General features: G+C 27.6%; 8 protein-coding genes. 7 read left to right on the forward strand and 1 reads right to left on the reverse strand.

What is annotated here, in order from left to right; all coding sequences use genetic code 11:
• The first annotated feature begins 6 nt into the window (after nucleotides 1-6).
• The 7 genes from AVBRAN9334_RS04330 to flhB are packed head-to-tail and all read left to right on the forward strand — an operon-like array spanning nucleotide 7 to nucleotide 8,903.
• Entirely contained in the window at nucleotides 7-1,017 is a 1,011-nt protein-coding gene (locus AVBRAN9334_RS04330; protein ID WP_336607114.1) for a hypothetical protein, read from the forward strand.
• Nucleotides 995-1,930, forward strand: coding sequence for a tRNA dihydrouridine synthase (locus tag AVBRAN9334_RS04335; protein WP_214117402.1), 936 nt, complete (start codon nucleotides 995-997; stop codon nucleotides 1,928-1,930). The genes AVBRAN9334_RS04330 and AVBRAN9334_RS04335 overlap by 23 nt, the downstream gene beginning before the upstream one ends.
• Nucleotides 1,914-4,100 (forward strand): endonuclease MutS2, encoded by a 2,187-nt coding sequence (locus AVBRAN9334_RS04340; RefSeq protein WP_239803005.1) that lies wholly within the window; start codon nucleotides 1,914-1,916, stop codon nucleotides 4,098-4,100. Before AVBRAN9334_RS04335 ends, AVBRAN9334_RS04340 begins: the two co-directional genes overlap by 17 nt.
• An 8-nt stretch (nucleotides 4,101-4,108) precedes the next feature.
• Nucleotides 4,109-5,911 (forward strand): EAL domain-containing protein, encoded by a 1,803-nt coding sequence (locus tag AVBRAN9334_RS04345; protein WP_336607115.1) that lies wholly within the window; start codon nucleotides 4,109-4,111, stop codon nucleotides 5,909-5,911.
• Nucleotides 5,904-7,028: a succinyl-diaminopimelate desuccinylase gene (dapE, locus tag AVBRAN9334_RS04350; protein ID WP_214117405.1), complete on the forward strand. Its 1,125-nt coding sequence runs from the start codon at nucleotides 5,904-5,906 to the stop codon at nucleotides 7,026-7,028. Before AVBRAN9334_RS04345 ends, dapE begins: the two co-directional genes overlap by 8 nt.
• A complete protein-coding gene (gene nadC / locus AVBRAN9334_RS04355) occupies nucleotides 7,018-7,848 on the forward strand; it encodes a carboxylating nicotinate-nucleotide diphosphorylase (protein WP_239803008.1) in 831 nt (276 codons plus the stop codon). Before dapE ends, nadC begins: the two co-directional genes overlap by 11 nt.
• Nucleotides 7,848-8,903: a flagellar biosynthesis protein FlhB gene (gene flhB / locus AVBRAN9334_RS04360; RefSeq protein ID WP_336607117.1), complete on the forward strand. Its 1,056-nt coding sequence runs from the start codon at nucleotides 7,848-7,850 to the stop codon at nucleotides 8,901-8,903. The genes nadC and flhB overlap by 1 nt, the downstream gene beginning before the upstream one ends.
• Before the next feature lie 113 nt (nucleotides 8,904-9,016).
• Here flhB and AVBRAN9334_RS04365 read toward each other — a convergent pair whose 3' ends face one another.
• Nucleotides 9,017-10,630 (reverse strand): SulP family inorganic anion transporter, encoded by a 1,614-nt coding sequence (locus tag AVBRAN9334_RS04365; RefSeq protein ID WP_214117407.1) that lies wholly within the window; start codon nucleotides 10,628-10,630, stop codon nucleotides 9,017-9,019.
• Nucleotides 10,631-11,298 lie beyond the last annotated feature (668 nt).

Here is an 11,298-nt window from a genome sequence, read left to right on the forward strand (position 1 = left end):
ATTGTTATGAAAATTAGAAATTTTTTAATTTATTCTATTTTATATTTAATGTTAATTGGACTTATTATTGTTGTATTTTTTAATGATTTATTTAACTCTACAAGAGTAATTAATTTAGGAATTTTCAAGTTTCAAAAAACATTTGAATTTGATAGCTTTACTTGGGTTTGTATGCCACTTGTTATATATGTTATATTTGCATTACTTTATTTTTATTTTTCATTTATTTCTTTTCATTTTTCAACAAAAAGACTTATTAAAGATGGTAAAAAATTTGAAATGTTTTTAGAAGATTTAGTTCTAGATAGAAAAAATATTTACAAGTTTAAAACAAAAGAAATTCAAGACGCTAGTGAATTAGTAAAATCACTTTATTACAATCAAGCAGGAACAAGTGCTGATAAATTAAATAATGCAATAGCTATAAAAGCAATGGTTGAAAATGGAGAAATCTGTGATTTAAAACCATTTAAACTATCTAAAGACAATACAATTTATTTAAAAAACGAAGCAAATAAAGCTAAAAATGATTTAAATTACGCTTATAACTTACTAAAAAATCAAGAAGAAATTCAAGATGAAATCAGTCTAAGTGCTTACAATAATCTAATTTTAAACGGCATTTATGCAAATATTAAAACACTAAAAATTCAAAAAAGCAAAGAAGATATTAAAATCCTTTTAAATAGATTTGCTAATGATGATTTAAGTCTTAGCAATGCTGAATTAGAAGTTTTAATTTTTAATGATAATTTTGAAGAAGGAGAATATTTAGATTTTGCAAAAGAATTATTTGCAAAAATTGAGCCAAATAGCCTAAAAGCAATCTTTTTAAAACTAAAAAATGAAAAAGATAACGCATTTAGAGCGTATTTATATATACTTGCAAAACTTGCGCTATTTGATGAATTAATAGAAGAAATTTATGGTAGCGAAGCTGATTTAGAAGATTTTAAATTAATTGTATTTTTAAAAGAACAAGGTAAAACTTACGATGTTGATAAACTTATTTGCTAATTCTAAGCCCTTATTTCTAGCACCAATGGCAGGTCTTAGCGATCTTGCCTTTAGAAGACTTGTTAAAAGATTTGATTGTGATGTAACAATTAGCGAAATGATTAGTTCAAACGCTCTTGTTTATGAGAGTGAAAAATCTTTAACTATGTTAGAAAAAGATAAAAGCGAAAGACCTTTCATAGCTCAAATTGCAGGCTCAAATAAAGAAATTATAAAAAAAGCAGTTGAGATTATAAATAAAGAAGAAAACATTCACGGGATTGATTTTAATTGTGGCTGTCCTGTAAATAAAGTTATTAAGCAAAATGCAGGTTCAGCACTACTTAAAGACTTAGATAATCTAAAATCACTCCTAGATATTATAAAAACCAATAATAAAGTAGGCACAACAAGTGTTAAAATAAGACTTGGTTTTAATGAGTGCGAAATAGAAAAAATAATAAATGCTTTAAACGAATTAGAACTAGATTTTATAAGTATTCACGGAAGAACTAGAGCAGGAATGTATAGTGCTAAGGTAGATTATAACGCTATAAAACTAGCAAAATCTTTAGCAAAAACCAAAATAATTGCAAACGGCGATATATCTTATGAAAATCATCAAATGGTATTAGAACAAACCAATGCTGATGGGCTTATGATAGGAAGAAATGCTGTTGGAAATCCTTGGATTTTCTCTCAAATTAAGGGTAAATTTAATGAAATTAATAAAAGCGAAATTATACTTACGCATTTTGAATTTATGTGTGATTTATACAAAGATTATGCTTGTTCGTTGTTTAGAAAACACTTGCACGAATATTCAAAAGGCTTAGCAAATGCGAGTGAATTTAGAAATGAAGTAAATAAAATTAATGAACCTAAAATTATGCTAAATACGATAAAAGAGTTTTTTGATGCTACAAATTATTAAAAACCTTGATTTAGTTGAATATTTAGATGAATTATTTGCTTTATTTGCTAGAAATAAACCTTTATTTATTGAAGGGGATACTAATTTACACCTAGCAAGAATTAATGAATTATGCGAATATGAATTAAAAGAATTAAAAAGCGTAAAAGATTTAAGCAAAGCACTAAATCATCTTAGCAAAAAAGGCATTTTACACCTTGATGAGATAGAAGAATTTGTAAAGATTTTAAATTATTTTAAATACTTATTTCAAATTCCGTTTTCAAATTCTTTTAAAAAATACCTTGAAAAAATCATAATTCCTAATGAAATTGAAAATATATTAAAATATTTTAAAGATGATGTATTTGATGAAGAAAAAGATGAGCTTTTACAAAGTATAAAAATCAAAATCAAAGAATTAAACCAAAGCATAAATCAAAATCTAAGAAGCCTATTAAACTCAAAATCACTTGAAAGCTATTTAATAGATACTCAAATACATTTTATATCAAATACTGAATGCTTATTAGTTAGGGGCGGATTTGCTAAAGTGCTTGATGCTAGTATTGTTGCAAGAAGTAGTGGTGGTGGATTTTATGTAGAACCTAGCAGTATTTTAAACTACAAACAAGGCATAAAAAGATTAGAAAATGAAGCCGATGCTAAAAGATTTGAATACGCAAAACAATTTAGTGAAATTTTATCTAAGCATTTATTATTTTTAAAGTTTATAAATAAAGAATTTGATTTAATAGATAGCTATATTGCAAGGGTTAATTTTGCTAAAAAGAAGGATTTAAACTTCATAACTCCAAGTAATGATGATAAAATTATCTTAAGTGAGTTTTGCCACCCCGCTTTAAATAATCCAAAACCTGTTAGCGTAGAGTTTAAAGAGCAAGTTTTATTAATAACAGGTGTAAATGCGGGTGGAAAATCAATGCTACTTAAAAGCATTTTAGCTGCTAGTTTTATGACAAAATATCTAGTTCCTATGAGAATTAATGCAAACAAATCTCACATAAGTACTTTTAAAGAATATATAAGCATTATTGAAGACCCGCAAATGGCTAAAAATGATATTTCTACTTTTGCAGGAAGAATGTTAGCATTTGCTAAAATGAATGGTAAGAAAAATTTCTTATTAGGGGTTGATGAGATTGAGCTAGGAACTGATTTTGAAGAAGCGAGTTCATTATTTTTTACCCTAATTTGTGAGCTGAAAAAACACGGAAAACTAATAATCACAACCCATCACAAACGCTTAGCAATGTTACTTGCTAAAGAAGATAAAGTAGAATTATTAGCAGCTTTATATGATATTAAAAATGAGCGTCCTAAATATGAGTTTTTAGCGGGAATTGTAGGCAAATCATACGCATACGAAACAGCTTTAAGATATGGAATAAGTGCTAGTTTGGTTGAACTTGCTAGAAAAAGCTCTAGCGAAGCTGAGCAAAATATAAATGAAATGCTAAATAAAAACCTAGAACTTGATGCAAAACTTAAGATGCTAATTGCAAACAACGAAAAAAAAGAAAATAAATTAAACAATCTCTTAGAAAGCCTAAAAGATAAAGAAAATAAATTAATTGAAGAATACAAAAAACGCAAAAATGAACTAGAAAATGAATATTTTAAAGCAATAAATGCGGCTAAAAAAACTCTTGATTTTTCTGATTTAAAAGATAAACAAAGACAAATTAATGCAGCAAATGTATTAAAGCAGCAAATAAAACCAGAAAGCGTTAAAAGAGAAGAATTTAAAATAGGAGATTTTGTAAAATACGAAAAAATTAAAGGCAAAATCATAGCTTTAAATAAAAATATAGCAACCGTGCAAACTGATATGCTACAATTAAAACTTGATATTTCAATGTTAAAAAGAAGTGGCGAAACTCCTAAATCAAATTCTAGCAAAGTAACTTATGAAAAAAGTGTAAGTAATGCTAGCACTAAATTAGATTTGCATGGATTAAGAAGCGAAGAAGCTATTGAATTATTAGATAAATTTATTTCAGACGCACTAATAATTGGATTTGATGAGATTATCGTATATCACGGCATTGGAACAGGTCGCTTAGCTTATGCTGTGAAAGAATATTTAAAAACTAATAGGAGTATAAAAAGCTTTTGTGATGCACCTGCAAACGCTGGTGGATTTGGGGCTAAAATTATAAGATTGTAGGTTGAAAAATGGAAAACAAGGATTTTAAAAAAATAAAAAATATTTTATATTTATTAATTGGTGTTTTTGTTCTACTTAATTTTTATCTTTTTATGGATTCTAGAAATTATGTTAGATTATTTACAGAAAGCTATTTTCATTCATTAATAAATAAAGAAGAATTAAAATCTTCTCAAATGTTAAGCGAATTTATCATTCAAGACAATAAAATTATCTTAAAAAATGATAATAGCCCAAAATTAAGTGAATTAGAGATTAAAGAACTAGCAAAAAATGATAATTTTTACGAAGCTATAAAAGTAGATAAAAATCAATTTAATATAAGATATTACGAATTAATTAATGGAATTTATTATGGGTTTAATAACCAATTTTATCTTACAAATTCTAGATTTTACCAATTTTACATACCTGTGCTTTTAAATATTTGTTTTTTCATTTTAATCTATATTCTATATAAACAAAAAAATCATATCTCAGCACAATATCAAAGAAGTATTAGCACATACACTAAAAGAATAGAAAAACTTGAAATTGAAGCAAGTATAGACCCGCTAACTCAACTAAAAAATAAAAGAAGTTTAGAAAAATCAATCGTTCTTATGAAAAATCCAAAATTATTATTAGTTGATATTGATGAGTTTAAAAAAATTAATGATTATTTTGACGCTAATACGGCTGATGACTTATTAAAACATATTGCCTTAATTATGAGCGATTTTGCTGATGAAAACCACTTAGAAGTCTATAAGCTTGATGGGGATTTGTTTGCACTTTTAGAAGATAGTATTGAAGATGAACAACGATATGAAGAATTAGTAACAGAGCTTATGCAAGAGCTTAAAAATAAAGATTTAACAATAGAGTATAATCACCAAATAGCTAGCATAGTTTTAACGCTTACAATGGGACTTTGTTTAGAAAATGAAAACACCCTTAAAAAAGCATTTATTGCACTAAAAAGAGCAAAAAGAGATAATAAGAATTTCGTTTGTTATTCTAAATTTATAGATGAAGAAAAAGAATATTTCCATCAACTAAGCACAGCAAAATCAATTCAAAGTGCAATAGCAAAAGATGAAATATTACCTTTTTTCCAACCTATTTTTGATAAAGATAAAAATATTACTAAATTTGAATCTTTAGTAAGAATTGTCAAAAAAACTCCTGAAGGAACTGATGTAATAACTCCAGGTGCTTTTTTAGCAGTTTCAATTAAAATGAAACAATACGAAATTATTGAAAATTTTGTGATAGAAAAAGTTGTTCAAACTCTAGTTGAAAATCAAGACATTGTTTTATGTGTAAATCTTGGCGGAAGAGATATGATTGATAGTGCTAAAAATAATAAATTTATAAATCTTTTAAGAAGAACAGGGGTTGCTAATCGCTTAATTATTGAAGTATTAGAAGATGAAAATATTTCACAAAATGAAAAAATAAAAGACTTTTTAAAAAGAATAAAAGAATTAGGCTGCAAAATAGCAATAGATGATTTTGGTAGTGGATTTAGTAATTTTTCATATTTATTAGAATTAATGCCTGATTATATTAAAATAGATGGAAGTATTATAGAAAAAATTACAAAAGATGAAAAAAGCGAAAAAATAGTCAAAACTATAGTTTTATTCTCAAAATCTCTAGGCATTAAAACCGTTGCAGAATTTGTAAGCACAGAGGAGATATTTAAAAAATGTATTGAAATTGGTGTTGATGAATTTCAAGGATTTTATTTAGGAAAACCAAGTCCAACTTTTACACAAGAAGAAATTGATTTAGACTTTTATCATTTAAAGGAAAAAAATGCTTAAAAAATTATTTATAGACCTTTTAAAAGAAGCTAGTGTTACTCCTGATGCTAAGAATTGTTATAAAATTACAAGTGAGTTTTTATCTAATTTTGATAATGAAATCCTAGCTATAAATAATACTACAAATCAAATCTTAAGCAAAGAATTTAACAAAGTTGGTTTGCATATTTGTTTTTGCGGACATATTGATGTAGTTCCTAGTGGAAATGGCTGGGAAAGTGAGCCATTTTTACCAACTATAAAAGATGATTTAATAATAGCGCGTGGCACTCAAGATATGAAAAGTGGCGTTGCAGCATTTTTATATGCAATTAAAGAATTTAGCAAAAACAATATTAAAAATATAAGAAAAATCAGCATTGTTTTAACAAGCGATGAAGAAGGCGATGGTAAAGATGGAGTTATCAAGGTTTTAGAAGAATTAGACAAAAGAAATGATTTGCCTAATATGTGCATAGTTGCCGAGCCAACTTGCGAAAAAAACTTCGGTGATAGCATAAAAGTTGGTCGTAGGGGTAGCATTCACGCAAACATAAAAATATTAGGAACTCAAGGTCATGCAGCCTATCCATCAAAATGCAAAAATCCCGTTCATTTAGGGGCTTCGTTTTTAGCTAAAATTTCAGGATTTGATTTAGATAAAGGCAATGAGTTTTTTGAACCAAGTAAAATAGTAATTACTAATTTAAGTGCAGGAATTGGTGCATCAAATGTAACTCCTAGTGAGTTTAAAATTATGCTAAATGTTAGAAATTCTCCACTTACAAGTAAGCAAGATTTAGAAGATTTTTTAAGAGAAAATTTAAAGAATTTAGATTATGAATTAGAAATCAAACAAAGTTCAGAGCCGTTTTATACAGACGCTAATTCAATACTTGTAAAAACTCTTAAAAAAGCCTTAGAAAATCAAGGTATTTTCAATACTAGCTTAAACGCAAAAGGCGGCACTAGTGATGCTAGATTATTTGCAAAATACGGCGTTTTAGTCTGTGAATTAGGCGTGGTAAATGATAAAATCCACGCAGCAAATGAAAGTGTGCCTTTTAGTGAAGTTGTAGCTTTAAGCAATACATTTTTAGAGTTTTTAAACTTAATGGAGGCAAATAATGTTAATTAATAGCGAAATTGAACTTATTAAAAAAGAATTAAATGATGATTTAGGTAGGGGAGATTTATTCTCACAACTTGAAAATAATGAAATAATAAAAGCAAATCTTAAGGCTAAAAGTGATGGAGTTTTTGCGGGAGAGCCTTATTTTAAAGAGATTTGTAAAATGCAAAATATTGAATATGAATTATTTATAAAAGATGGACAGAGCTTTAAAAAAGGCGATATTTTAGCAAAATTTAAAACCTTAAAAACTACTTTATTAATGAGTGAGCGAACCATACTTAATTTTATTCAACACGCATCAGGGATTGCTACAAAAGTTGCTTCAATGAAAGCTTTAATAAAAGATTATAATGTAGCTTTACTTGATACTAGAAAGACAAGACCTGGATTAAGAGTGTTTGAAAAATACGCAATTCGTTGTGGTGGTGGGCAAAATCATCGTTTAGGCTTAGATGATTGTATAATGCTAAAAGATACTCATTTGCTTGGAGTAAAGGATTTAAAATCTTTTATAAAAGAGCTAAAAAGCAAAATCCCATATTACACTCCAATTGAAATTGAGTGCGATACAATTGAACAAGTAAAGGCTGCTTTAGAAGCTAATGTAAATGCAATTTTACTTGATAATATGAGCCCTAGTGAGTGTGCTAATATAGTAAAATTAAGAGATAGTTTGGGCATTAAAGTTATCTTAGAAGCTAGTGGGGATATTAACGAAAACACCATAGTTGAATATGCTAAAAGCGGAGTTGATGTAGTAAGTTCAGGCTCAAATATTTATAAGGCTACTTGGGTTGATTTTTCTATAAGACTTGGTGAGTAATTATGGCTGATGATGCAGAAAAGACAGAAGAACCCACAGATAAAAAGATAGAAGATGCCAGAAAAGAAGGAAATGTCGCTAAAAGTCAAGACGTAGCAGCACTTATAACTCTTTGCGTTGGTTTTGGCTTTGCTTTATTTTGGGTTTATTTTTTGCACGAAAGAATTACGGCTTTATACATTTATTATCAGAGTTTAATAGGTAGTGAAATTGATAATAAATTGCTTTATAAAATAGGTATCAAAACTCTACTTGAACTTGCTTTAATGATCTTACCACTTGCTATTGCAATTGCTATTGCTGGAATTATTGCAAATGTTATGCAAATAGGCTTTAATTTCACACTCAAACCCATAATGCCTAATTTTGGCAAAATCAATCCAATCAAGGGCATTAAAAATATAATTTCAATGAAAAAGCTAATAGAATTAGTAAAAATCATTCTAAAAGTTAGCGTTATTTTTGGCATTGTTGGGTATTTTATATATAGCTTTTTGCCAGGACTTAGCCATTTAGCAATTTTGCCACTCATTAAGCAAATGGAGTGGTTAAGAGATAAAATCATAATCCTTTTTGCAGCTGTTATATGCTCATTTTTAGTATTTGGAATACTTGATATTTTTATAGTTCGTTTTCAGTATTTTAAAGGGCTTAGAATGAGTAAGCAAGAGATTAAAGATGAATACAAACAAATGGAAGGAGATCCGCAAGTAAAGGCAAAAATCAGGCAAATTCAAATGCAAGCAGCAAGAAATCGTATGATGCAAGATGTCCCTAATGCTGATGTGGTAATTACCAACCCAACTCATTACTCAATCGCAATTGCTTATGATAAGACAAAGCATAAAGCCCCTGTGGTATTAGCAAAAGGAGTTGATAATATCGCCTTTAAAATCCGTGAAATAGCACAAAAACACGATATTCCAATATATGAGCAAAGAGAATTAGCAAGATCACTTTATAAGATTTGTGAAGTAGGAGATGAAATCCCTGTAGAATTATATAAGGCAACGGCTGAAGTCTTAGGCGTAATTGCTAGAATGGGTAGAAGATAATTTAAATTCTTTTTAAGCACAATACAAAATATAAGCACCAAAAATCTTCATAAAATCAAAAAACAATATCGCCAAATATAATTTTGAAAAATACTTTTAAATAGTTTTAATAGCTATTTAATAGTCATTTCAACGCTCCAATAAAAATTATCTACTCCAATAGCTTCAACAATACCACTTCTTTTCATAATTTCTTTAATATCAGGTGAAACACCTGCAATAAATACGGGAATTTTTCGCTTTTTAATGGCTTCTATTACTTCAAGAAAGGCACTTGCTCCTGAAATATCCATATAAGTTGTCCCGCGCATAGAAAATATAATCGCTGTTTTATAATTTATTCTGCTAGTTAATTCTAAAATTTTATCCGTATTAGAAAATATAATAGCTCCCATTATATAAATTACTTCAGCTTGTTTTATATGTTGTGGTAAAGGAGAATTTAAATCAGTAAATTTCTCACTATCAAAATAATCAAATTTAATTTTTAAGTTTGAAATCTGAACCATTAAAAGCATTAAAGATAAAATCACGCCTATTAAAATTGCAATTGTTAAATCAAAAATAATAGTTGCTAACATAGTTGCAAAAAACTGAACTAAAGCACCTTTAAATCTATTTTTAAAAAAATATTTAATAGTATGCCACTCATTCATTCTAAATGCAGTTACAAATAAAATTCCAGCTAACGCACTAAGTGGAATTAAACTCATAATCGGTGCTAAAACAAGCATAGATACTAATAAAATTATAGAATGAAATATACCAGTAAGCCTAGTAACAGCACCAGACTTAATAGCCACGCTAGTTCTAGCAATAGCAGCAGTCGCAGGAACTCCACCGCAAAAAGGAACTAAAATATTGCCTAAGCCTTGAGCTATTAATTCTCTATCGCATTTAAGTCTAACACCAACCATTCTACCACCACTTGCACCACATAACAAGCTCTCTATCATACCCAATAAAGCAATACTTATTGCAGGAGTTATCAATTCTTTTAAGTGCAAAATATCAAAATCACTAAAAGCAAACCTATCATCTAAGATTATGTTAGTAGGAATTACCCCTATTCTTTGAATATCTAATGAAAAAATTATACTTATTAATGTAGCGACTATCAATGCAATTAATGAAGCAGGAGCATATTTTTGATATTTTTTAGGATAAGCTAACATAAAAACTACTACGAAAATACATATAAAAACTGAAATATAATTAATATCTAAATCCATTTTAAAATAATTTATTGTTTTTTCTAAAGTTGTAATTCCACTAGCTTTAACACCTAATAAATTATCAATTTGACCTAAGGCAATAATAACAGCAATTCCTGAAGTAAAACCTGTAATTACAGGCATAGGAATAAATGCAATCACTCTACCAAAATGAAATAATCCTGCAAAAATTAATAATAATCCAGCCATCAAAGTAGCCACAAAAACACCTGTTAGTCCATATTGAGTAGTTATGGCAATTAAAATAGCAGCCATTGCACCGGTTGGACCTGATATTTGATAATAAGCTCCACCAAATAACGATATTACAAACCCAGCTAAAATAGCAGTAATAAGTCCTGAAGCTGCACTTGCCCCACTACTAACACCAAATGCAAGCGCTAAAGGCAGAGCAACAGCAGCAACCGTAGCACCAGCCATTAAATCTTGTAATAATTTCATCTTGTTATATTCGGTAAATTCTAGTCTTAAATCTTGAAAATAGCTTTTCATCAAAACATTCCTTAGGTATATTTTGTTAATCATATCAATGATTGTTTTAAAACTAGCTTTTATACTAAATCGTAATTTCTAATTATTCTATTAATACTATGTATAAATACTATAACCCCCCCCCCAAACCACTCTAAACAACACAAGCAATACTTTAAACTAAAAACTAAAAAGCAATTAAAATCTCATTCTAAAAACAACCTTCACTATCTACTAAAAACAATTAAAAACACACACCATAATAAAATAATCTTAAACATAATCACTAAACATAAAAAGCTATTTTTATTAAAAGAATTTAAAACTTATAAACACTTTATAAAAACATTAATTATATTAACTCTTAAAAATACAACTAATATTTTATTTAATAGTAAAAACATAATTATCACTTATAATTTAAATTACTTATTACTATAAGAGTTATTTTAAAAAGATAATATATATGCTACCAAATATCACACCACTTCAATAAGTATTATAATTTATATAAAAATAGCTTTAAACATAACTACAAGCTAAATAAGTAAAAATAAATATTCTTAAATAAATTTAAATATCATTAAAAAATAAATATTATTTATAAGCTTCAATCTAAAATAAATACACAAGTAAAACCTAAAATCATACTAAAATTACATATATTAAAAAGATTTAAAAAACAACTT

The sequence above is a fragment of the Campylobacter sp. RM9334 genome, from assembly GCF_020138145.1.
In the GTDB taxonomy this organism is placed as follows: Bacteria; Campylobacterota; Campylobacteria; order Campylobacterales; family Campylobacteraceae; genus Campylobacter_E.

Bases quoted from the DNA above. Each gene is read 5' to 3' on its own strand.
- AVBRAN9334_RS04330 (WP_336607114.1), top strand. From the start codon at position 7: ATGAAAATTAGAAATTTTTTAATTTATTCTATTTTATATTTAATGTTA.
- AVBRAN9334_RS04335 (WP_214117402.1), top strand. From the start codon at position 995: ATGTTGATAAACTTATTTGCTAATTCTAAGCCCTTATTTCTAGCACCA.
- AVBRAN9334_RS04340 (WP_239803005.1), top strand. From the start codon at position 1,914: ATGCTACAAATTATTAAAAACCTTGATTTAGTTGAATATTTAGATGAA.
- AVBRAN9334_RS04345 (WP_336607115.1), top strand. From the start codon at position 4,109: ATGGAAAACAAGGATTTTAAAAAAATAAAAAATATTTTATATTTATTA.
- dapE (WP_214117405.1), top strand. From the start codon at position 5,904: ATGCTTAAAAAATTATTTATAGACCTTTTAAAAGAAGCTAGTGTTACT.
- nadC (WP_239803008.1), top strand. From the start codon at position 7,018: ATGTTAATTAATAGCGAAATTGAACTTATTAAAAAAGAATTAAATGAT.
- AVBRAN9334_RS04365 (WP_214117407.1), bottom strand. From the start codon at position 10,630: ATGAAAAGCTATTTTCAAGATTTAAGACTAGAATTTACCGAATATAAC.